Origin of the sequence: Coprococcus sp. RTP31081st1_H1_RTP31081_211007, assembly GCF_040227275.1 — a bacterium.
GTDB classification, from domain to species: domain Bacteria; phylum Bacillota; class Clostridia; order Lachnospirales; family Lachnospiraceae; genus Coprococcus; species Coprococcus aceti.
In genome coordinates this window covers 1-21,738 of the sequence record NZ_JBEHVP010000012.1, presented here as the reverse complement: position 1 = coordinate 21,738, position 21,738 = coordinate 1, and the positions used below count along the sequence as shown (strand labels likewise).

21 protein-coding genes, 1 tRNA gene and 3 pseudogenes are annotated in these 21,738 nt (G+C 40.2%); 2 read left to right on the top strand and 23 right to left on the bottom strand.

The genetic code is table 11. The features are described from left to right. The 15 genes and pseudogenes from ABUA31_RS13840 to ABUA31_RS13770 form a co-directional block, all read right to left on the bottom strand. A complete protein-coding gene (locus ABUA31_RS13840) occupies window positions 1-1,230 on the bottom strand; it encodes a plasmid recombination protein (protein WP_004853606.1) in 1,230 nt (409 codons plus the stop codon). Between the two features lie 320 nt (window positions 1,231-1,550). After that, window positions 1,551-3,413: a DUF4368 domain-containing protein gene (locus ABUA31_RS13835; RefSeq protein WP_349093504.1), complete on the bottom strand. Its 1,863-nt coding sequence runs from the start codon at window positions 3,411-3,413 to the stop codon at window positions 1,551-1,553. 85 nt (window positions 3,414-3,498) lie between these two features. After that, window positions 3,499-4,668 carry a type IV secretory system conjugative DNA transfer family protein gene (locus ABUA31_RS13830; protein ID WP_349093505.1) on the bottom strand — a complete coding sequence of 390 codons (1,170 nt, stop codon included), beginning with the start codon at window positions 4,666-4,668 and terminating at the stop codon, window positions 3,499-3,501. A gap of 9 nt (window positions 4,669-4,677) precedes the next feature. After that, window positions 4,678-5,457 (bottom strand): hypothetical protein, encoded by a 780-nt coding sequence (locus tag ABUA31_RS13825; protein WP_008402188.1) that lies wholly within the window; start codon window positions 5,455-5,457, stop codon window positions 4,678-4,680. Between the two features lie 263 nt (window positions 5,458-5,720). Beyond that, window positions 5,721-6,128 (bottom strand): hypothetical protein, encoded by a 408-nt coding sequence (locus tag ABUA31_RS13820; protein WP_055147668.1) that lies wholly within the window; start codon window positions 6,126-6,128, stop codon window positions 5,721-5,723. A 345-nt stretch (window positions 6,129-6,473) separates the two neighbouring features. After that, the gene (locus ABUA31_RS13815) at window positions 6,474-7,082 is read right to left on the bottom strand and encodes an ATP-binding cassette domain-containing protein (RefSeq protein ID WP_055147665.1); all 609 of its coding nucleotides are present in this window, start codon (window positions 7,080-7,082) and stop codon (window positions 6,474-6,476) included. Beyond that, a complete protein-coding gene (locus ABUA31_RS13810; protein ID WP_055147662.1) occupies window positions 7,079-9,043 on the bottom strand; it encodes a bacteriocin-associated integral membrane family protein in 1,965 nt (654 codons plus the stop codon). The genes ABUA31_RS13815 and ABUA31_RS13810 overlap by 4 nt, the downstream gene beginning before the upstream one ends. Window positions 9,044-9,293: 250 nt before the next feature. After that, the gene (locus ABUA31_RS13805) at window positions 9,294-10,409 is read right to left on the bottom strand and encodes a DUF6017 domain-containing protein (protein WP_008400177.1); all 1,116 of its coding nucleotides are present in this window, start codon (window positions 10,407-10,409) and stop codon (window positions 9,294-9,296) included. Further along, window positions 10,406-11,311 (bottom strand): ParB/RepB/Spo0J family partition protein, encoded by a 906-nt coding sequence (locus ABUA31_RS13800; protein ID WP_055147659.1) that lies wholly within the window; start codon window positions 11,309-11,311, stop codon window positions 10,406-10,408. Before ABUA31_RS13800 ends, ABUA31_RS13805 begins: the two co-directional genes overlap by 4 nt. Beyond that, complete coding sequence (locus ABUA31_RS13795) at window positions 11,304-12,086, bottom strand: ParA family protein (RefSeq protein WP_349093507.1); 783 nt, start codon at window positions 12,084-12,086, stop codon at window positions 11,304-11,306. The genes ABUA31_RS13800 and ABUA31_RS13795 overlap by 8 nt, the downstream gene beginning before the upstream one ends. Window positions 12,087-12,104: 18 nt before the next feature. Then, window positions 12,105-12,350 carry a hypothetical protein gene (locus ABUA31_RS13790; protein ID WP_044998373.1) on the bottom strand — a complete coding sequence of 82 codons (246 nt, stop codon included), beginning with the start codon at window positions 12,348-12,350 and terminating at the stop codon, window positions 12,105-12,107. A gap of 542 nt (window positions 12,351-12,892) precedes the next feature. Next, the gene (locus ABUA31_RS13785; protein ID WP_022216261.1) at window positions 12,893-13,267 is read right to left on the bottom strand and encodes a desulfoferrodoxin family protein; all 375 of its coding nucleotides are present in this window, start codon (window positions 13,265-13,267) and stop codon (window positions 12,893-12,895) included. A 27-nt stretch (window positions 13,268-13,294) separates the two neighbouring features. Next, window positions 13,295-14,239 carry an L-lactate dehydrogenase gene (locus tag ABUA31_RS13780; protein WP_021739968.1) on the bottom strand — a complete coding sequence of 315 codons (945 nt, stop codon included), beginning with the start codon at window positions 14,237-14,239 and terminating at the stop codon, window positions 13,295-13,297. A gap of 27 nt (window positions 14,240-14,266) precedes the next feature. Then, entirely contained in the window at window positions 14,267-14,809 is a 543-nt protein-coding gene (rbr, locus tag ABUA31_RS13775; protein ID WP_044998372.1) for a rubrerythrin, read from the bottom strand. Window positions 14,810-14,816: 7 nt separating this feature from the next. Further along, a pseudogene (locus ABUA31_RS13770) lies at window positions 14,817-14,982 on the bottom strand (Fur family transcriptional regulator); the annotation flags it as partial. 502 nt (window positions 14,983-15,484) lie between these two features. Between ABUA31_RS13770 and ABUA31_RS13760 the strand changes: the two are divergent. After that, window positions 15,485-16,270: an alpha/beta fold hydrolase gene (locus ABUA31_RS13760; protein ID WP_349093508.1), complete on the top strand. Its 786-nt coding sequence runs from the start codon at window positions 15,485-15,487 to the stop codon at window positions 16,268-16,270. A gap of 7 nt (window positions 16,271-16,277) precedes the next feature. On the opposite strand, the gene ABUA31_RS13755 is transcribed toward ABUA31_RS13760, so the two are convergent. Together ABUA31_RS13755 and ABUA31_RS13750 are read right to left on the bottom strand one after the other, a co-directional pair. Beyond that, window positions 16,278-16,511 (bottom strand): hypothetical protein, encoded by a 234-nt coding sequence (locus ABUA31_RS13755; protein WP_349093509.1) that lies wholly within the window; start codon window positions 16,509-16,511, stop codon window positions 16,278-16,280. 383 nt (window positions 16,512-16,894) lie between these two features. Beyond that, window positions 16,895-17,287: pseudogene (locus ABUA31_RS13750) on the bottom strand (sugar O-acetyltransferase); the annotation flags it as partial. Window positions 17,288-17,315: 28 nt separating this feature from the next. Here ABUA31_RS13750 and ABUA31_RS13745 point away from each other — a divergent pair. After that, window positions 17,316-17,672, top strand: a complete 357-nt coding sequence (locus ABUA31_RS13745) for a helix-turn-helix transcriptional regulator (protein ID WP_173795097.1) — start codon at window positions 17,316-17,318, stop codon at window positions 17,670-17,672. Here the strand turns inward: ABUA31_RS13745 and ABUA31_RS13740 are convergent. The 6 genes and pseudogenes from ABUA31_RS13740 to ABUA31_RS13710 form a co-directional block, all read right to left on the bottom strand. Continuing rightward, window positions 17,667-18,266: a YczE/YyaS/YitT family protein gene (locus tag ABUA31_RS13740; RefSeq protein ID WP_118758607.1), complete on the bottom strand. Its 600-nt coding sequence runs from the start codon at window positions 18,264-18,266 to the stop codon at window positions 17,667-17,669. The two genes, ABUA31_RS13745 and ABUA31_RS13740, sit on opposite strands and share 6 nt — an antisense overlap. A gap of 204 nt (window positions 18,267-18,470) precedes the next feature. Beyond that, a complete protein-coding gene (locus ABUA31_RS13735) occupies window positions 18,471-19,349 on the bottom strand; it encodes a LysR family transcriptional regulator (protein ID WP_349819044.1) in 879 nt (292 codons plus the stop codon). 148 nt (window positions 19,350-19,497) lie between these two features. Continuing rightward, a pseudogene (locus ABUA31_RS13725) lies at window positions 19,498-19,769 on the bottom strand (LacI family DNA-binding transcriptional regulator); the annotation flags it as partial. Window positions 19,770-19,943: 174 nt separating this feature from the next. Then, window positions 19,944-21,224, bottom strand: a complete 1,281-nt coding sequence (locus tag ABUA31_RS13720) for a type II toxin-antitoxin system HipA family toxin (protein WP_349819045.1) — start codon at window positions 21,222-21,224, stop codon at window positions 19,944-19,946. A gap of 3 nt (window positions 21,225-21,227) precedes the next feature. Then, complete coding sequence (locus ABUA31_RS13715) at window positions 21,228-21,440, bottom strand: helix-turn-helix domain-containing protein (protein WP_004853489.1); 213 nt, start codon at window positions 21,438-21,440, stop codon at window positions 21,228-21,230. Between the two features lie 221 nt (window positions 21,441-21,661). Further along, window positions 21,662-21,732 (bottom strand) — tRNA-Trp (locus ABUA31_RS13710). Window positions 21,733-21,738: the final 6 nt, after the last annotated feature.

Genomic DNA, 21,738 nt, shown 5'->3' with positions numbered 1-21,738 from the left:
TTATCCCAATTCCTCTCCCCTTGCTTTTTTGTGTGCTGGTGTTTCTGCCACCTTTGCTCTCTGCTCCTCTACAAGCTTCCTGTTTGCCTCAAGAAGGGCACGGACTGACTTCCTTGCATGTTCCTTTACCTCAGACTTCTTTTGCTCCTTTATGCGTGGATTTTGCAATGTTTCCATTACTTTCCCGGCTACTTTCTGTGCCATGCCCCTGAGCCTGTTTTCCAAATTATCAAGACACCTTCCGACAAAATCCCGCTTGTCCTTTGGTGTCTTTCTCTCATCCGAGGTCAGCCACTTTTTATATCTGCGAAGCTCCTCAATATCTTCCGCCCTGGTCTGCTCTGCCATTGTATCAGATACTGCCTCACACGCTTTTTCATAGGCATCCTCAGCTACCTGTTCCACAAAATTCTCCATATCCAAAACTCTCATGGTAATCTCATCCAGAACTGCCTGCTTCTCTGCAATTCGCTTTTTCTGATTTTCAATTATAAAGTCCTGCTTTTCAAGATAGCCTGCACCACCATAAACCGGCTCACACTCCACCTGCACTCCGTTTCTCTGTGCTATCTCCAAAAACAATTTTCTGCATTCTGCATCAAAGTTCATTTTCCGGTTATTGTATTTCCCTTTCTTTTTTGCTGGGTCAGGCAGTTCAAAGCCAAGCTCTTCCAGTGCCTTATCCTGCTGGGGACATAATTCTCCATATTTGTTTTTTGCGTCAAATACATGCCTCTCATGAATATGCGGGGTTGCCTCATCCAGGTGCAGTGCCCAGTCCAATATATGAATGTGGGAGCCATATCTTTTATTGAACTCGTCAAAGAACTCTGCTGATACCTTAGCTAGCACATCCGGTGTAACCGCATGGTCTATATTGCCAAGCTGTATCACGCTTTCTTCCGGGCAGGTCTTATTGTTTTTCAGTACATCATCAATCGTTCTGTTTCTCTCCGGATGCCTTGCCTGCTCATTCCTCTCATTCTGTGCATCCACAAAATCTGAATAATGCTCATAGTAATAGGCACGCTCAATTTCTGTAAAATTAAACTGCCTCTCTTGGGAACTGCCCGCAAAACTGTAACCCTGATAGCAGTCCCAGTAAACATTCTGCTTTGTTCTTTCCGAATCAATATGTTCACTGTGCTCCACATCAAAATCCCTGTCATTATGCTTTACATCATAGACTCCATGCTTTCCACTTCTGCCATTATGCCTTGAAGCTTTCATTGTCTTTTCTCTCCTCTCCACTGTTTTGTTTTTTTGATGGCGGAGCCGATAAACCCTTGCGTTTGCGGCAAGTAATACCCAGTACTTATTGTCGCTACGACAATAAACTGGGCAGGGCTTCTGCCCTTGACCTGATGAAGGCTCTGCCTCTCAACTCCGACAAAGGTTGCACCTCTGTACTCTGCTCCGAAGGAGTTGAAATCTGTCATCCCACAGGACGGATAACACAGTTCAACTTCTCCGGTTGCCCTGCATTTCCTGCGGAAATTTGAGCATGAAAAAAGCACCCAAGACTTCTCTCAAGTGCTTTCTGCGAAATCCTATTCAGGCATTCCAATCGTCGGTTCCAATGCAAGACTGCCTGCCGTTGCATAGACTCCGTTCTCCCTGTCCTGCCTGCGGATTTCTTCTTTCATTGCCTGCATTTTTGCACGCTTTTCATTTTTTACACGCTCTTCATATTTCCTCTGCCATCCACTTTCTTTTCTTCGTAAATACTGCTGATGTCTCCTGTCCTTGATTCTGTTAATCCGGTCAATCTCAGCCTGCTCTTCAGCAGTAGGTTCTGTCATCATTGCCGGTGGAACATACCGACCAACAAAATTGAAATAGATTTCAATCTCCTGCGTGGTTTGGATGCTCCCCTTTCTGTCTCTTTCATGCACCAGCACCTTATCAACAAATTCATTTACCATTGCCGGTGTCAGTTCCTCGAACTTCTCATATTTATCAATCAGTGCAATAAACTTGCCGGCAGAATTTCTGCTTTTCTCATATTCTGTGAGCTTCGCTTCCAGCTCCTTAATCTCTGCATCCAGCTCCGCTTTTTCCCTGGCATACTGCTTATCAAGAACCTCATATCTGCTGTCCGGTAGTTTGCCGAGAATATTGTCCTCATAAATACGGCAGATTAGCTTCTCCAGCTCCTCACAGCGATTTCCAGCCACTGCGATTCTTGCCCTGACCTTTTTTACCTCTGCATCCTCCTGTGTTGACTGTGCCATTGTTATGGTGTCTATGAACTCGCTCCGGTCATACTTTGCATATTCAAAGATTGCCCTGAGTGTGTCTCCTATCAGTTCCAGCACCACTGACTCGTTAATCCTGTGCTGTGTCTTGCACAATGTTCCGCAAGGTACCTTGGTATAAGCAGAACAGGTATACTGGGCAATCCTCTTTCCATTGCTTGTCCGGTGCACATACATTTTTGCACCACAGTCAGCACAATACATAAGACCGGTAAGAACATGATGCTCTCCCCATCCGTCCGGGTATCTCCTTACATTTTCCCGTAATTTCTGCACTGTATCAAAGGTCTGCTGGTCAATAATCGGCTCCTGCGTATTCTCAAATATTACCCAGTTGTCCTCTGATACATAATGGCTCTTTTTATCCTTAAAATGCTTCTGTGTTTTAAAATTGACCGTGTGACCTAAGTATTCCCTTTTCTTCAATATCCCGACTACTGTAGAAGAACCCCATCCATAAGGGTCTTTCACTTTCTTGTTTCTGTTATTCCCCTGCCCGAAGCGTGCCATATGCACTGCCGGTATTTCCACTTTTTTCTCCTGCAGAAGTTTTGCTATCTGATAAGGACCCAGCCCATCAATAGTCCATTTGAATATCAGCCTCACAATTTCGGCAGCTTCTTCATCCACAATCCAATGGTTTCCGTCATTTTCATCTTTCAGGTATCCGTATGGTGTAACACTTGCCACATGCTTTCCGGATTTTCCCTTGGATTTGAATGTGGATTTTATCTTTTTGCTGATATCCTTGGCATACATTTCATTCATAACATCCCTGAATACAAGGAAATCGTCATCTCCATTGTAACTGTCATGATTATCGTTAATTGCAATCAGACGAACTCCCTTTTTGCGAAAGAACTCCCAGAGCTGACCTACCACAAGATAATCCCGCCCTAACCGGCTCATATCCTTTAGAATAATGGTTTCCACTTCTCCATCTTCCACAAGCTGTATCATAGCCTTAAAGGATGGTCTGTCAAAGGTTGTGCCGGATATACCATCATCAGTGAAGTGCCTGAACCTGGTCCACCCTTTTTCTCTGCAATAATCTTCCAGCAGCTTCTTTTGATTTGATATACTGTACGACTCCCCAAGGTTCTCATCCTCTCGGCTTAATCGTTCATATAATACAATTATTTTCTCACTACTCATGTTCTGCTCCTTTCCTCTGTATTTGAGCCAAAAGTAATAAGCTCAAAGAGAATCTTTAATCTGTTAAGGTACTAAAAAGTCTCTTTCATCTTATTACACCTGCCGCAAGTTTATATTTATGATACTGTCGTACTGCAAAAGAATCCGGATCAGCTTCTATGCCCTCTTCATCATTACCAAATTCTATGTCTTTGAACATAAGGTCAATGGCATTCTCAAAGTCCTCATCCTCTTCTCTTGTCTCCGACGCATCTATCATGGCTAAAAGTGAGACAAAATTTCTCTCACTCTTCTTACAGTATTTCACAATGTACGCCACATACGCTGTGAACAGTAACCTCTCGGCTTTCACCCAGAAATCTTCTCCGCTCTGTGCGCCCTCGCCCTTTGTATTTGCAATCAGCGTATTCACGAATTTAAGAACATCCTGCTCCGTGTGAATATATGCAAATGGGTTATAGTGCATGGACTTTGCGAAGTTGATTGTATTGAATACCTTTATCTTATAAGGCGTCCTCTTGTAGATCACCTTGCCGGATTTGGTCTTTAAGGTCTGTCCGTTCTTGCCGACCTTCGGTACTTTGTTACCTTTATTGTCAAGCTCCCATGCCCCTCTTGCAAGCATGGTACCAACTTCTTCAAGTACAGTTCCCTTGGGATCAGTCACTACATATGAACACTGCATTTGCATAAGTGACGGTTTCACAAATCCTCTTGTTTTTCCTGCTCCGGAACCTCCGACAATCAGGATATTTTTGTTTCTGTCGTACTTTGGGTGTTCCGGTCTCGTCATTCTGAGCCACTCTGTCGCAGTCAGCGGAATGTTGTTCCACTTAACCGGGTCTGTATATGGTTCAAAATCCTTATCCGTTCCCCACTTGGCAGAGCCATATTCCTCTCTCGGACGGAACTGCTTGGCATTCTTCTTTCTGGAGTTCATGAAGAGCTTGAATGCCACACCTGCGCCAATACCACAGATAAGCGGTGTCAGCTTAAACGATGGTGCAAAATAAGGCTTGACCTGGAATATCAGTGAAAATGCTTTAACACACTTATCCAGCATATCGCCGCCATCTACTGATACCACCGCCTGTACATACTTATTTATCACATAAAATATGATTACAAACGGGATTCCATCAATCGCTATCTTATTCGCATTCAGCTTTCCATTCTTGTAATATGGTTTCAGTATTTTCTTGGGTAATGCCTTCAGGTCATCGAGTACGGCACCGCCAATATTCTTCTTTCCCATAAGCACCACCTACAAACTTGTATCCCGGCTCTTTTTCTTCGTTTTTTCACGCTGCCGGTTCTTGTCTTTCTGTTTCTTCTGTGACTGCTCCTTCTTGTCCTTGATTCTCTCCGTAAGCGACTTATCCTTCTTCGGATTATGTTTTCTCGCCGCTTCCTTGATTTCCTCCTTTGCATTTGGTGTGATACTTCCGGATTCCAAAACTTCATTCTTGTGATCCTTGATCTCAAATCTCGTAGAGAATCTTGACAGTGTTTCCACATCATCCATATTTATCTCACCATTATTTACAAAGTCAGCCGACATAACCTCCTTGCCCTTATCATCGTAAAGTACAAGTGTCTTGGTCATTTCCTTCTGCTCCTCAAGTACCTGTTCGGAAGCCATCTTCAGTAATGCTGCCATCTGGTCTATGCTTTTCACTTCACAGAATGCAGTATGCGTGATGGAACCATCTGCCCTCGTTACCTTTTTCATATCCACCGGAATATGACTTTTCTTACAGGCTTTCTCTAAAAGCTCCGCTGTTCTCTCATCATTCACATCAATATGCGTGACATCTTTGCCCTCTCTGTTGAATCCCTTTAATGAGCCATGCGTTTCCTTATAATTCGACATTACCTTATCGACAACCTTGCCGAGCAATGTCTCCTTCTGTTCCTCGCTCATACCAGGATTCTGCTGTTCAGACCGCTTGCACGCATCTGCAATGGCAGTAATCAGATCTACGCTGACAGTCACAATCGCCTTTCCTGTCTGGAACGACTCCTGCGTCAATTCATCGACCATTGTTCTGTCCTCCCGATATTATTTTCTCTATGCTTCCTGTCCTGTGTGGGTGGTCTTACCCACAGAATACCATTTTTGCTATACATCAGGTATCCTCCTTCTTTTTTATTTGAACTTCTGGACAATTTGTCCAAAAGCTGCTTTCTTGTTCTTTGTCCATGAAAGGACAAAAAAGAGCATTCATGCTTTTACACATAAATGCTCTGACGCTGTTTTATTATAAAATTGTCTTAGCTGTTGTTCCCTACAAACTTGAATTTTTGTTATTCTACGATACCTTCAATATAGCTGTAATCAATATTTCCCTTTGTAACAGAATAGAAAAACGGATCTTTTCTAATTGTATCATCTGAGTTGATAATAAAATTATTCCAATCGCCTGCCTCGTTGCCATCAGACAAATAAATAGTAACTTTGAAACTATATCCCGTATATTCCAAAGATGGCTTTGACCGCTTTACTTCGACGCCATTCAAATTTTCGACAATATGCTGAATCTGCTCTTTGTCGGTAATATGTGTTGCGTTTCCGCTATTGCCATTGAAAACAACTATTTCCATGACCTCATTAGGGTCTAAGTCCATCAAGTCGAGTGGAATATTAAACCATACAACAATGCCAATCAAAAGAATTATCACAACAGACAGCAATATGATGATTTTCTTTTTCATATCAGCTCAACTCCTTTGTCAACTACCGATTTGTTTGTTCCATAAAATTCATTTTAGTCGCTTTCAAACTTGCTGGCGGCGGACGGTTTGTCAAAACCGTTTGCGGACGGCAAGTACACAGGGGATAGTCGCTTTAGCGGCGCAAGGGGGTGTAGCCACCTTGACGGAACAAAGTGACGCAACATTCTCGGTCATGCAGCTTTTTTCTGCTGACAGAGAATGAAGCTCCGCAGGACGCACTACTCTCGACAGAGAGTATAGAAGTGCGCCCTTTAGTTCCTAAAGGGATTTTCTTCTGACCCAAATTACATAAAATGTAGATCAAGACATTTCTAAGAGGTACTCTCAGATTTTCACAACATAAGGTTCATCTTCAATAATACTCTGATCGTGGGTAACAATGATAACCGTTTTACCTTCTTCATTGAGTTCGTGCAATAACCTCATAACAATATCTCTATTTTTCTTGTCAAGTGAGCCAGTAGGTTCATCTGCCAAAACAACAGAACATTTTTTCATCATAAGACGAGCTAAAGCAACTCTCTGTTGTTCACCACCGGAAAGCTGATAAACTTTTTTGTTAACTTCCTTTGATAACCCCACACGATTAAGAGCTTCTTTAAGTGATACTTTAGTTCGGCTTGATTTTTTAATCAAACTTAAATTTTCTTTAACTGTCTTATTTTCAAGCAGTGCAAAATTCTGAAAAAGAAACCCCACTGTATCCGCAAAAAAACTGTTTTTATTTTTAAGCCGGGTAATATTCAGCCCTTCGATTATGATACTGCCGCTATCCGGCTTTTCGATACCACCAATCATATTGAGCAAAGTGCTTTTTCCACTGCCGCTATCCCCGCTGATTACTACAAAACTTCCATCCGGAATTTCCAAATTAAAGTTGGAGAAAATTATTTTCTCTCCAAATGCTTTATTTAAGCCACGAATTATAATCATAAACATCCTCCCTTCAATGACTTTGAGATATTTGTTTTTTCAACCCACATAATATTTGTGAAAATGATTGCCATTTCAATAATGGTGAGCAATGATCCAATCAGTAAAGCAATCCCGACACTTGCGTTAGATATAAAAATCGAAACAATGCAAATCAATATCACAACGGCTATATTTTCTATGAGATTAACGGAAATAAATCTTTTGTGCCTTTCATAAAAGCTATAACCTAAAACCTTTTTGAGGGAGATTTCCATAGAGCTAAGTCTAAATTCCATTTTCGCTTCAGATACGATGATAGCGATATCTAACAGCAATACTAATACGCAAAGAGAGCTTATAAAGCTAATCAATTTTACAAGGAAACTATGACTATAAATGTAATCCTCTCCGACATTCGTCAGCATAAAATAGTGTGAACCAAGCTGTTCTGCATATTTTTTCGCAGCATTACGAATTGTGCTTTCATCGCATCCGTAGATTACCTCACCATTATATGTTCCTGTTTCGATATAACTTCCATTTAAAGCAACAGCCTCATTTGCCTGATAAATCACAATCGGATTTGTTACTCTTGACAATCCGTCAATAGCCTCTTCTCTGTTCGAATTGAGATAATAAAATTGCTCTCTGCCAGAATATTCTTTATAAACAACACGCAGTTCTTCTGCATTTTGGGTAAGAGAGCTAATTTCCTCTTTTGCGATATCTTTGTATGATTCCGCATTTCTTCCCTTTGGCACGAAGACCACGATATCCTCTTTTTCATCATCTTCAGTAAGCATATCAGAAAACCCTTGTAGCATATCTCTGGCATTATGATTTACAAAAATATAATTATCCGTATCGCTTATCCGGCTGCCTATGCAGACCACCGGATTTATAGTGTTGTATTCATTTTCGTAAAGGTCATTCCAAAATTTGCTCTCTTTGGATTCCTCCTCATTTTCTTCAAAAGGAGGTTCAATCTGCATAACTCCAAAATAATAATCATTATAATGATTTTCTAAAAGAGTCGTGTTTGTAAGTAAATTACCTTGAATGCTACTGAGATTTGTAGTTATTGTAAAAATTGTCATAGCAGTAGCAAATACTTTAAGACCGTTCAGAAGATAAAACATACCTTTTTTATCTGAAGCATTGGCAAAGGCTTTTTTTACATCAAAGCGGACAAAAGCAGCATAAGGAATTACGGAAAGAACTGCTCCGGCACAATACACTGCCAAAATGAGATGATCTTCATACGCTCCCGATATAAATTGAGAAACAAGCAACTTTGCTAAAACGAATAATGCAGCATATGAAATCATATCAGCCACTACAGCTTTTAGAGCAATCACAGCAGCATTTTCGCCCAGAGAAGCTCGTACAACTACTTCCTTTTGTCTGCGTATCACCTCAATCACATTAAGTACAATCATCAATATGGCAACCAAGCCCCAAACAATGAACATCATATCAGTTTCGGTTGATTGCCAAAACTCTGGCTGCGATATAGAATATTCTTTTGCCAAATCTTGATATGTGGCAATAATGTCATCATCATTACCGATATAGCTGACCATTATTTCCTGTCCATTGCCTGTGTTTTTTACTTCTCTAAAATCTTCAAATTCTATTACGGTGATTCCACCTATTAAAGCCGTATATGTTTTTTCCTCAATACCCATCGTGCTTTTAAGACTATCCCGAACAACGGTATCATCACCATAAATATAAAGTCTTGTCTGATAATTAGAAACTCTCTGATTAAAAGTCGAAAAAATATGAACACCATGCTTCTCAGCTGTATCTTCTGCATTGGCTAAAAATGAATCCATATCGTCATTAGTAGTTGTGTATCTGGACGATAAATAATAAGCACCATTAAAGTTCCAGAGCATATTTTGATATACTTCAGCTTGCATAACAAAAGCAAAAATAATCGTAATCAACAGCAATATATTTCTTATATGTTTCATTTGAAATTCTTAAACCTCCTTTGAATAGGTAACAGACACACGATTGCCCAAAATACTAATATGGATTTTTTCATACAACCACATTCTCTTGTTAAATTCCGATTTGTAAAACTGTTGCATTGATTATATCAAAGAATCATACTTGCAGCAATCCCCTTAAAACGAGAGGCAGGTGTGCCCTCCTGCCCCTAAAAAGGAAGGGAAGGTGAAAAATATATAGTCAACTGCTGTTTCCAGCAGCTATGAATCGTTACTTACCATAGAAGTCATGGTTTACTTCTGCTTTATAGTAATTACTACATGTTACCGGAGCATTATACAGTGTCGTGAGCATATAGCTTCGTATGTTGCGTACCTTTGTAGTATTGTTGCGAAGGCATTCCAGCACATACTCCATCGTATGAAAATCTATCTTCTCCAATCTGCTCCGAACAACATCATATGGGAAATCATATTTATTGATACGGATTACTGGCTGTTTAACCGCTATGGTCTCAACCATCAGCTCCACCAATTCGTTTATGTCCATCTTCTCTGTAGGATGGCACTGAAGCAATACGTCATAATCAATATTGTCTTTGATAAATGAGCGCACTTCATCCATCCTATCCATCGTATCAGTTTTCACGCCTGTGCCTGATGGAATGATAGGATAGGTAATCTCCTCCGTATTCTCTGTAGTATTCTCTGTATTTGTCTTACAAAACTTTGTATGAGGTGGTACATCGTTTTGTGGGAGGGTGTTACAAAATTTTGCAGGAGGGTCATACGAAGTTTTGTAGGGGGTGTTACAAAATTTTGTAGGAGGGTCATACAAAGTTTTGTATGAGGAGGTACAAAATTTTGTAACAGGCTTATTTGCTTGGTTTTCAGCCTGTTTTTGTATTTCTTCCCCTGTGTTTTCTACATCTTCGTCATCTCCTGGTATGTCCAGATATGTACATGTGTAAAGTCTATCAACGCATAGATCAATATACATGACATTATTTAAGACCATTCCGCTATTTGTTTCTATGTTACGGAATTCACGACGGATCACACCGATTTCCTCTAGTCTGTCAAACGCTGCCTTCACACTTCTCCGTGATTCTCCAAACTGCTCGGCAAAATCATTGTAGGTTTTCTGTAGCAAATCCTCTCGAAACTTTTTTCTGTAACCAATTGTCATGCCGCTATGCTCGTCCCGTACTTCCACAGGACGATACCAATACACGATTTCCGACAACACACAGATAGCGAGAAGGTATGGCTTGCCATTTTCACGCAAAATTGTTTTATACCAATTTACCGGTGTAACATTGCCACTAATGCTCATCTCTGCCAGCGCATCCACCGACGCATTACCGGTATTTACAATATTAGTCATGCCCTCTCACCTCTTTTCTTCCATTCATCTAAGAGGTTTATTATAACCTCTGTAATCTTTTCTTCCGTATATCCTTCATCAAAGTAGTCATCCAATCTGTCTGCCTTGAACGTTACCTTTCTCGGCTTTGCTAACACCTGTTCCGGAAGCATGATGTTCCTCACTTCTTCCTGTGTAAGCATATTTTCCCGGCAGGATGCCTTTAGTCTTGCCGACTGCTCTATATTAGGGAATATATTCCTGTCGAGTATTATATCGAGTACCCACTGCTGCTGCTCCTCGTTCAGATACGAAAGATCAACACCCTGAATAAAACCAATCTTTTTCCTGTCAACAAAGTCAAGCAGTTCATCAGAGAGCTTTGCAAGTCTGATATATCGCTGAATCTTCTTTGCGTTCTCGCCGGTTTCCTCACTCATGATATCAAGGCTACTACCCTTATCTCCCTTAATGCCCTGATGTTTCATGGCATAGTAACGCATACTATACGCCCTTGCCTTTTCGCTTGGAAAGATATCTTCTCTCTGAATGTTACTGTCCACCATGACAATGGTAGCTTCATCATCATTCAGATTGCGAATGAACATCGGCATGGTATCAAGACCGGCAAGTTCACAGGCAGCCTTTCTTGTGTGTCCGGCAATAATTTCATAACCACCCTGTGGTCGCATTCTCGCAATTCCTGGAACAAGCACGCCATACTGTCTGACACTCTCTACCATTTCCTCTAGCTTATCTTCATGGATCTGAAACGGATGATTTCTGAATGTATGCAGACTTGCTAAAGGTATTTCTCGGATTTCACCACCATTTGCATTTGCCTGTTCCAGATTTTCGTTTGTACCAAACAGATCGTCAAATGATTTCATCTTTATCTTGGAAGCACTATTGGATTTATTCATCTGCAAGCACCTCCTTTGCGAGCTTCTTATACGCCGCCGCAACTTTTCCTCTTGGGTCATGCTTGAATATACTCACACCCTCTGCGGAAGTCTCTGCCGCTCTCACAGAATGTGGGATAACCGCACCAAACACACGGACATTTTTGCCATAGATTTCTTCCACCATGGACTTGATTTCCTTTGCGTAATTGGTACGTCCAACCATCTTTGTGAAAACGATTCCCTCTATCCCAAGATTCGGATTCAGATATTTCTTTGTCCTGCCAAGGGTAGTGATAAGCTGTTGCAACCCCTTTACGGAAAGGTACGCTGCTTCTATCGGTATGATGACCGAATCAGCCGCAGTCAGGGCATTCATTGTCACCATGCCAAGGCTGGAATTGCAGTCAATCAATATATAATCATAAAGATTTCTTACACTTGTTATGTACTCTTTCAATATGTACTCTCTCCGCATGGTATTTACTAATGTGACTTCCAGTCCGGAAAGTTCGATATTGCATGGAAGAAATGATACTCCCTCCTCATGCACGATAACACCTTCCCTCTTTCCATAATCTTCTTCATTGATTACTTTACCCATGATCGTCGAGAGTGTCACATCAAGCTCATCCGGCTCTTCCACACCCAGACTTGAAGAAAGGGATCCCTGACTATCCGCATCTATAAGTAGTACCTTCTTACCTTCTCTTACCAAACCTATACCTAAGTTTACGGTTGTCGTAGTCTTTGCCACGCCGCCTTTTTGATTCACGATTGCTATTACCTTACACATACCGTTGTACCTCCATTCCTATCGAATCACCATGCCACTTCCTACATAGTGACATTTTTCTTCTACCTGCATAACGTTACTTGGTTTCTTACCAGAATCCTTTTTCTTTCTTGATACTTCTGCATACACACGTTTATATTTATCTGTTCCAACATTATCGAAAAAAGTCGAAACATTATTTACTTCAAATCGTTTATCTCTCTGAAGTAAACGTACAAACCAACGTATGTCATTTTTTGTCCCTTGAAGCCTTATCTTTAACATATAGACACCTCCTTGAATAGAAAAATAAAAGGCAGGGATATTCAATATTTGTAATTAAATATCCCTGCCAAATTGGCTATTTTATTCACTTTTATTCATCAAAGAATATTGTGTCCCTCGTGTCGACTCTATAGCCGACAACGACATGAATTCTGTCCACTATCTGCTTTTTATGCCTTTTCACATCGGTTCTGCCGAAATTGAAAAAGCTGCAAAAGTGCGTAAATTCAAGGATTTTCACGAATCTGTACGACGTAGCCCTATTATAGTCTCCACAAGAGTTGTCTCAAGGAACACATCACCAACCACAAGCTTGCCATACTCTGTCACATCCTTGAATGCAACAGGCACAACATTCGGCTAACCATCTGAGCATGTGGCAAGATCCCACATTTCATTTTTTAATAATTTTATCACTGATTCTGTAAGCATAAGCACATCTCCTTTGTTTTTGATGCACCCATGATATTATATCTGCTCCCATCTGGTAAGATATCAGCAAATTTATGAGTTACTAATAAATTTGATAGCTTACTGATATTTTAGCATTTCCATAATCCATGCAGGTTACAATATGCATATACTTCTTCTACCTGTTCACCATCGCAAAGGCAAAAATCTGCTACCGGCTCCTGCCCTGGATTTAACTGTTTTCTGTATATTCCCTGGTTTGTATTTAATGTAATCCACTCAATGAAATGCTCTTCAAGCATTGGATGTTTTGTCTCTCCGACCACGACATGAACATGACTGCCTTCTATAGTATATACAGGTACATGCTTCTCGACAGCAGCATCTGTCACTCCGGCTTTTAATTCCTGCATAGGTTCTCCGCAACAAATTACAGGTACACCCTTATCCTTTACCTTTTCAACAATGTTTCCACAATGCTTACATATATAATACTTTACTTCCATGCCTTTTTCTCCTTCCATGTGTAAAATTTATAATTCAATTGTCTCCATAATCTTTTTCAATGAATCTGCAGATTCCTTAAGCTTTAACGCTTCCTCGCCACTTAAATTAATAGGTATATCAGACTCAATACCATCTGCACCTACAATAGCTGGCATACTTAACGATACTCCGTCAATATCATATACTCCATGAATCATGTGTGATACAGGAAGTATTGATTTTTCATCTCTCATAATCACTTCGCAGATTCTTTTTACAGACATTGCAATTCCATAATATGTAGCGTGCTTTTTGTTTATAATCTCATAAGCACTGTTCTTGACTGCTGTAGCTATTTCTGCCGTGTTTTCCTTGTGCTTGTAATGTCCACGCATTTCACACATTTCACTTAATGGAACACCAGATACATTGGCTGATGACCATGCTACAACTTCGCTGTCTCCATGCTCACCTACTATAAATGCATGAACACTCCTGCTGTCCACAGATAAATGCTCACCAAGCTTATATCTTAATCTGGCACTATCTAACACAGTACCCGATCCAATAACCCTGTTTTCTGGAAGTCCTGATAACTTTATGGCTACCTGAGTCAGGATATCTACCGGATTCGCAACTACAAGCATGATACCTGCAAAATTTCTCTTTGCTATTTCAGGAATGATTGACTTAAATATTGCTACATTTTTATTTACGAGATCAAGCCTTGTCTCTCCCGGTTTCTGTCCCGCTCCGGCAGATATGACAACAATTGCAGCATCAGCCACATCATCATAATCTCCGGCATATATTTTCATCGGACTCGCAAATGGAATACCATGACTGATATCCATCGCTTCTCCTTCTGCCTTGTTCTTATCTGCATCGATAAGGACAATCTCTGTAAACAAGCCACTCTGCATTAAAGCAAAGACTGACGCAGAACCGACAAAACCACAGCCTATCATTACTGCTTTTTTTGAATTAATCACTTGCTTTTTCGTAATAATCTCATCTCCTTAATAATTCTCTTCATGTACTTCAAAATAGCTCTGTGGATGATTACATACCGGACATACCTCAGGAGCCTTTGTTCCTACCACGATATGTCCGCAGTTACGGCATTCCCATACCTTAACTTCACTCTTTTCAAATACCTGTGCAGTTTCAATATTCTTAAGAAGTGCACGATATCTCTCCTCATGATGTTTCTCAATTTCTCCTACTGCTCTGAATTTTGCTGCAAGCTCAGGGAAACCTTCTTCTTCGGCTGTTTTCGCAAAGCCTTCATACATATCTGTCCACTCATAATTCTCGCCTTCTGCAGCTGCCGCCAGATTTTTCTTTGTATCACCAATTCCTGCTAATTCCTTGAACCACATCTTTGCATGTTCTTTCTCATTATCTGCGGTCTTTAAAAATAATGCAGACATCTGCTCATAGCCTTCCTTTTTCGCTACAGAAGCAAAATAGGTATACTTATTTCTCGCCTGAGACTCTCCTGCAAATGCCTCCTGTAAATTCTTCTCTGTCTGTGTTCCTGCATATTTGTTTACTGCCATCTCTTTTACCTCCGTTTTCTTTACTATTTTTCTCCCTGCATTTCGGGCAAATTCCTTTAAATGAAATATCATAATCCAAAAATTCAATTCCATGAATGTTACGAATTTTTTCCAGCAAATTCGGTAATTTCATCCATATCCGCATCAAAAATCTCACTGCACTTTATGCACCTTCCTCTACCAATATATCAAGATTTTTTTGAATGGCATTTCTCCTGCTTGTCGTCACTCGTTATTGGGATTAGTTCTTAATAAGAATTATATTCTGTTTTTATTTTATTGTCAAGAAAATAGTAATAATTCTCATTCTCTGACTTTCCTCTTTGCATTTTCTTAATCTCAGAAAAGGGTATGATGAAAAAGAATTGAAATATGCAATCATGGATAATTCCCCAAAAATTCTTCTTGAATTAGATCGTGAATTTGCTTTTGTCAGCAAAGAATACCCTTTTTTGTCGGAGATGCTAAAAAATTTATTGATATGCTGTTCTACAACATACAAAAACACCGTTATGTTTTAATTGAAGTCAAGACAAGGGCATTGATTCCGGAGATATGGGACAATTAGGAACTTACATTGACAGTCGCTTTCGCCAGTGCTAGTATCTGCATTAGTTAGGTATGTCTAACGTGCTTGATTTTAGCACATTAACAAACAATTGGGAGAATATTTTTATGAAAATTTACGAATTCGGGGATAAAAATAAACCGAGCATCATGCTCTTTCCTGGCACCTGCTGCTATTGGAAAACCAACTTTGGACACGTTCTTGATGGGCTTCAGGAGCACTTTCATACTCTGGTTGTCAGCTACAGTGGATTTGACGATACGGAGAATTCTACATTTATTTCAGAGCTTGACGAAGTTCTGAAGGTTGAGAACTACATCAAAGATAAGCTTGACGGAAAGCTGTTTGCAGCGTACGGCTGTTCCCTCGGAGGTTCATTTGTCTCTCTCCTGATCGGGCGTCAGAATATACATATAGATCATGGAATCATAGGTTCAAGCGACATGGATCAGGCGCCAAAGTGGCTGGCAAAGCTTGAGACAGCCATCATGATGCCTATGTTCTATCCTTTTATCACCGGCAAGGAAAGCGGTATTCTGAAAAAAGTATTTGAGAAGAAAATGAACGAAGGAAATGACAGTTCTGAATATATGAAGAAATTCATGGAGATCATGGGCAAAGGAAGTGGAATAGACTTTTCATTCATATCCAAGGAGTCCATGAAGAATCAGTTCTGCACCGACCTGTACACAAGCGTTGGAGAACACATAAACGTACCCGGAACGACTATCCACGTATTCTACGCCAAGAAAATGGGTGAGAAATATCTTGAGCGTTACAGGAAGTGTTTCGCCGATCCGGATATCTGTGAATTTGATCTGCAGCACGAAGAACTGCTGCTTGACGCCGACCGCTGGGTTCATGAGGTCTGCAGGGTGTGCGGCATAAACTGATCTGCTCCTACTTCTTCACAATCATATGAACCGCCCCTGCAAATGACAGTACAACGATTGCCACATATACTATCCGTGTAATCATGTGCCCATTCTGCCAGTTATCAACCGCAAGCAGAGTCCATAGTGCGCCCTGAACCAACTGCGTTGCAATCTGTATCTTCTTATTACCCTTATTCTTACAGCTTATTATAAGTAATATTATGTAAACAACAAGACCTATACTCAGTAAAATGCTCATCACAAATATAACCACCTTTCGTCTGTATACTCATCTAGTTAGCTTTTCCTAACCAACTTCATTTTAGCACTAATTATTTTAAATTCAATCAGACAAATTCATAAGTTATATTAAGTATGATGAACAGCACAAATTTAAAAGGATGGTGTATTGCCTCAGTAATACTCCCACCCTCTAGTGACTGATTTTTCTGTTGTCCGAACAACGAGACCGACCCTTACGTTCGGCATTGGAGCAAAGTTTTTCGCTGCCTGCCAGCGTCCTGTATCTTTCGCAACAGGATAGGTCACAAGTAATGTAACCTCGGATTGAATCGTGTCAGCCCACGTTGTTCTCATTATGCACTGACACCCAGAAAAATTCAATGAACCTGTGGTGTAACATTACCAGCCCAGCTTCTGGCAGATCTCAGCCCAGGCTTCATCGTCTATCTCCTCATCGCGGAAAAGTCTTCTCTTGTCATCCTCTGTGATCATGCGAAGCACCTTACATGGATTTCCCGCTGCAACTGCCCAATCAGGGATATCCTTTGTAACAACACTTCCCGCACCGATTATAACGTTACTTCCAATATGCACGCCAGGGCAGATCACAGTGTTGCCGCCTATCCACACGTTGTCCCCAAAGGTCACTTCCTTGCCATACTCCCACATAGCACTGCGCACATCAGGATATATCGGATGACCTGCTGTGTATATCGCTACATTTGGCGCCATGAAACAATTGTCACCTATGGTCACCTTTGCAACATCAAGGATTGTACAGTTATAATTTGCAACTTTGTCAACAGCAGATGCCTGCACTATGGATACTCAGAATAAGAATGTAGAAAATTCATATGACCTCCTGTCACTCACCGCCATGATTGGATTCATCCAGAAGAATTATCCAGGCAAGCTATTGCTCAAAGACATCTCCAGCGCCGGAAGCTGCTGCAAAACAAAATGCACATCTCTTTTCCAGAAATACCTGTCGGTATCACCCATGCAATACCTGAACAACTATCGCCTTGAAAAGGGATGTGCTATGCTTAGAAACTCTTCTATGTCCGTGACCGATGTGACATACGCCTATGGATTTTCCGGTACGAGCTATTTCTGTGAGTTGTTTCACAGGCACTATGGGATTACGCCGAATGAATATAGGAAAGAGAATTTATAGTTTTATGATTCTCTTTGCTCTCCCAACAGTAAACTGAATTATTGGCCCCGATACAATCACAGTAACAACCGTACACACACCAAACTTTCCCCCAAGAATCACGCCTATCACAACCATGGCGGCATCAAGTATCATTCTGACTTTCTTCACCTGCCAGTGATTCTTCTCAGCAAGCGCAAATGTCACGGCCTCATATGAACCACGCCCAAGGTCTGCTGCCGCATACAGTCCTGTTCCCACCGCAAACAGCACAATTCCGACGAGCATGATCAACATATTGAGCCACATGTATTTGCTGTAGACATGCATTTGCGCAAACAGATCAACACACAAGCTGTAAACGATCTGGTAAAGTATCGTTCCTATATGTATCTGCGATCTGTCATATATGAGAACAAACAAGATCATAATCACCGCCACGATAAACGACGCTGCTCCAATACTCACATGAAACGTACCGGATATTCCCTGCCATAATACCGCAAGCGTTGCACCGCCAAATCCGGCATACAATGCCAGGGTTATACCATATGCGGCAATAACTGAACCAATTATTATAACAGTTATCTTCTTTATCCACTCTCTTTTACTCATACAACCTCCTGTTGCCAAATAAAAAGACTATAGATAAAACTGTTATGTTCAGAAACAGCAAAATCTATAGTCTTCTTACGTGCCGAGACAAGCTCTTTTTAATTGTTGCTATACTATATCATTTATAACTTTTTGTCAATAACTGGTATTTCATCCCCTACCACCTGGATACAATTTCAAGAGTCTTGTCAATTAAATTCTCTCCTATGCCTGAAAAGCATTTATTTCTTCTATCATCTTACTAACCGCCAGGGAATATGGAATGTTTCGTCTCCAGGCAATCACGGTACTTGTCGTAATTTCAGGAAAAATTTTTCGTTGTACAAGAATGTCATCTCTCCAATACTTTGCAGCACCTTCGATTGATATCGGATACCCCAATCCATTTGCTGCCATGACTCCGGCATTGGTTCCAAGATTACTCGTAAAAGCAATCTGCAGTTTCGAAAAATCTTTTCCAAACCAATTGGCGAGTTCACTTTGAACATTTCCTCTTTCGGGCAGGATCAATGGTTTTCCTATGAGATCTTCCTTTTTTATAAACTCTTTTTTTGCCAGCGGATCATCTGGCCGCATTCCAACACACCAGTGATCACAATCCATAATCCGGATATAATCCAAACCTTCGGTGTCCACTGGCTCCAAGAACAATGCAATGTCTACAAGTCCTTTGCTCATCATCTCATACACTGCATCTGCTGTTGCAGTATGTAATGCAATCTGAACCAGCGGATATTTTTCTTTGTACGTTTTACATATCTTCGCCAATGTCTCCATTGCCGCAAATTCACCGCATCCAATGGTTATAGTGCCCTCTACTACCGTTTCTTTCCCTTTAAGTTCCTCTAGTGTTATTTCCTCAAGATTAAGAATCTCCAGGGCTCGCCTTTTTAATAGAATTCCCTCATCAGTGAGTGAACTTCTCTTCCCCCTACGGATAAATAATGTTACTCCAAGCTCCTCTTCAAATGCCGCCATTTGTCTTGAAAGCGTTGGCTGAGTAATATGCAATTGTTCTGCTGCTTTTGTAAAGCTCTGTTCTTTTGCTACTGTCAGAAAATAGCGTAATAGTCTTAATTCCATATCTTTAAAGTCCTAGTATTTCCTTGTTTTTTTCAAACCTTTTAATCAGTTCTTTTCCCATTACTATAATTTCATTTCGCCAGGGATGACCGAAGATTCCACAATTCATTGAAATATCTTCCATTGGCGAGAATTATAATCCATTCGCCAGTGATGCCATCACGAATCCATCTTCTAAACCCCCCCTTCATACTTCACATGGTCATTCACCACCACTCCAATGATTCTTGAGTTGTTTCTCGCAAGCAGAATGCCTGCCATATTCGGGATATATCCTGTCCTTTCAAGCTCCTGCTGAACACGTTTTACTGTTTCATCTGAAATCTTTTCTGTATTTCCATGAATCACTTTTGAGACAGTTGCGGTACTAAGTCCTAGTGCATCTGCGACATCCACAATCCTAACCCTGTTATGTATCATATCCATACCCTCTTTACCTGAATTTGTAATTACATGGTACAATCAAAATCTGATTTTTACAAAGGTTAAACGCATAACCCATAACAAAATCCTTATTATGTTTTTGTCGTATTTTACTAAAACGTTCTGTCCCTTCTTGCATAGTCCAAGCATTAGTCATTGATCTTGTATTTCTTATGAAATAAACTCTCTCCTCTTGTCCCTAATTCTCTCATAAATATCAATCGCCTTGTTAAATCCCTTGCCCAGTAATTCATCACATGCTTTATTCAGCGCATCTGGAAAAGCATTTGCCAAATAATCAAACCGCTTCATGGCCATTTGCTCTCCTAGTCCAATATTAGCCGCTTCTCTTCTAAATGAATCTCTGGTGATCTTTTCGATATCATACTCATTCCCAATACTAAATGCCATATCTCTGGTACTGCTTGTATATATCACAGTACTCAATATGTCATATGCCGGTGCCAAACGTACTGTTTTCAACTCTTCATCATAAAGCAATGAAACATTTTTGATATGATTATCTGTATTGCCTATTAGGTAATTGAATATACATATATCCCACATTTTCAATTGATCTGCTATCGGGTTGAACGATTTCTGTCTTATGATCTCAAACATCATTTTTAAATATCCGGCATTATCACTCTCATATTTGTTATGCGCCGAAATTCCCATCGCTTGAGAGAAATCTTCCTGATGTAACCTGTACGGAACACTTAACCCATTGATTTTTTTTAATCCGTCCTTTATTGCACGATCATATCTTTTAGTTGCTAGCAAAACTTCCTCATCTCTGCCATCTCCGACATTGACTATAAAACTTTCAGGAATCTCTATTCCCATATTTCCTGCCGTCATCATACACAACTGCTCATTTGTAACTATTCCGTCAAGCCTTACATGACTCTGCTTTACTATATGTGTACTTGGCGCTGACCCTTTGGGTAAATACCAATCTTTATTATTTTCATCATAATATAACCCAACCTTTCCAGATGCTCCTGTAAGTGACAAATGTGACTTTGTGACTAACTCCGCAGTCTCCATTGCTCCTTCTCTTGCCAACTGACTAACCTCATCAATTGTCAATTTCTGATAATCTGCATTTACTACTTCGTTATTCTCATCTGTAATTTTTATTGCTCCCAGACACTCATTACCTAACCCGGCTAATAATGACAGATAATTATTTGCGTCTGTATGCAATAACCCAGCCACACATCTTCTGGTAAATCCTTCAGGTAACAAACCTTCAAAAAAATTCCTTGTATCATCAACGGAAAATGCATTTTCAGATAATGGCAAATGAATTGATATCGGTCTGGCTATGTTACCAGATAAATACTCTTCTGCATATGAGAATCTAGCATCTTCTTCTTTTTCTCCAATTATACGACCTACATATGTCTGCAAGCCACCAATCTCTATCCAAACCCCCAAATTTCTCATATTCTAACCTCTCTTTTCTACGAGAATATCCATTCCCAGTAAATTGATAATTGTAATTGCCTTTCCGATTTCTGCTGTAGCCTTACCTCTTTCCAAATCCGAAATAAAACTTACACTAAATCCTGTAAATTCTGCTATATAAGCCTGAGTATATTTCAGTTCTTTTCTTCTTATTCTGATTGCCTCACCCAAAGATTTTGAATCTATTATTTTCATACATATTCCTCGTCTTTCTATATCAAATTATCAACACATAACTTCATACACATCATATGGTCGTACGGCTAAATTATATATATACGCTTTGCAAATAAGCCGTACGGCTAATTTTGTATAGTTCTGATTATACAATAAGCCGTACGGCTAAGTCAACTTTTCTTATATAAATAAAAAACGCCAGAAACCTTGTAAAATCAAGGTTTCTGACGTCTAACAAACAGGGGATGAGAGAATCGAACTCCCACCAAAAGTTTTGGAGACTCCTATCATACCATTTGACCAATCCCCTATATAC

Coding starts and splice junctions, on each gene's coding strand:
- ABUA31_RS13840 (WP_004853606.1), bottom strand. CDS start 1,230: ATGAAAGCTTCAAGGCATAATGGCAGAAGTGGAAAGCATGGAGTCTAT.
- ABUA31_RS13835 (WP_349093504.1), bottom strand. CDS start 3,413: ATGAGTAGTGAGAAAATAATTGTATTATATGAACGATTAAGCCGAGAG.
- ABUA31_RS13830 (WP_349093505.1), bottom strand. CDS start 4,668: ATGGGAAAGAAGAATATTGGCGGTGCCGTACTCGATGACCTGAAGGCA.
- ABUA31_RS13825 (WP_008402188.1), bottom strand. CDS start 5,457: ATGGTCGATGAATTGACGCAGGAGTCGTTCCAGACAGGAAAGGCGATT.
- ABUA31_RS13820 (WP_055147668.1), bottom strand. CDS start 6,128: ATGAAAAAGAAAATCATCATATTGCTGTCTGTTGTGATAATTCTTTTG.
- ABUA31_RS13815 (WP_055147665.1), bottom strand. CDS start 7,082: ATGATTATAATTCGTGGCTTAAATAAAGCATTTGGAGAGAAAATAATT.
- ABUA31_RS13810 (WP_055147662.1), bottom strand. CDS start 9,043: ATGAAACATATAAGAAATATATTGCTGTTGATTACGATTATTTTTGCT.
- ABUA31_RS13805 (WP_008400177.1), bottom strand. CDS start 10,409: ATGACTAATATTGTAAATACCGGTAATGCGTCGGTGGATGCGCTGGCA.
- ABUA31_RS13800 (WP_055147659.1), bottom strand. CDS start 11,311: ATGAATAAATCCAATAGTGCTTCCAAGATAAAGATGAAATCATTTGAC.
- ABUA31_RS13795 (WP_349093507.1), bottom strand. CDS start 12,086: ATGTGTAAGGTAATAGCAATCGTGAATCAAAAAGGCGGCGTGGCAAAG.
- ABUA31_RS13790 (WP_044998373.1), bottom strand. CDS start 12,350: ATGTTAAAGATAAGGCTTCAAGGGACAAAAAATGACATACGTTGGTTT.
- ABUA31_RS13785 (WP_022216261.1), bottom strand. CDS start 13,267: ATGGAAGTAAAGTATTATATATGTAAGCATTGTGGAAACATTGTTGAA.
- rbr (WP_044998372.1), bottom strand. CDS start 14,809: ATGGCAGTAAACAAATATGCAGGAACACAGACAGAGAAGAATTTACAG.
- ABUA31_RS13760 (WP_349093508.1), top strand. CDS start 15,485: ATGAAAATTTACGAATTCGGGGATAAAAATAAACCGAGCATCATGCTC.
- ABUA31_RS13755 (WP_349093509.1), bottom strand. CDS start 16,511: ATGAGCATTTTACTGAGTATAGGTCTTGTTGTTTACATAATATTACTT.
- ABUA31_RS13745 (WP_173795097.1), top strand. CDS start 17,316: ATGGATACTCAGAATAAGAATGTAGAAAATTCATATGACCTCCTGTCA.
- ABUA31_RS13740 (WP_118758607.1), bottom strand. CDS start 18,266: ATGAGTAAAAGAGAGTGGATAAAGAAGATAACTGTTATAATAATTGGT.
- ABUA31_RS13735 (WP_349819044.1), bottom strand. CDS start 19,349: ATGGAATTAAGACTATTACGCTATTTTCTGACAGTAGCAAAAGAACAG.
- ABUA31_RS13720 (WP_349819045.1), bottom strand. CDS start 21,224: ATGAGAAATTTGGGGGTTTGGATAGAGATTGGTGGCTTGCAGACATAT.
- ABUA31_RS13715 (WP_004853489.1), bottom strand. CDS start 21,440: ATGAAAATAATAGATTCAAAATCTTTGGGTGAGGCAATCAGAATAAGA.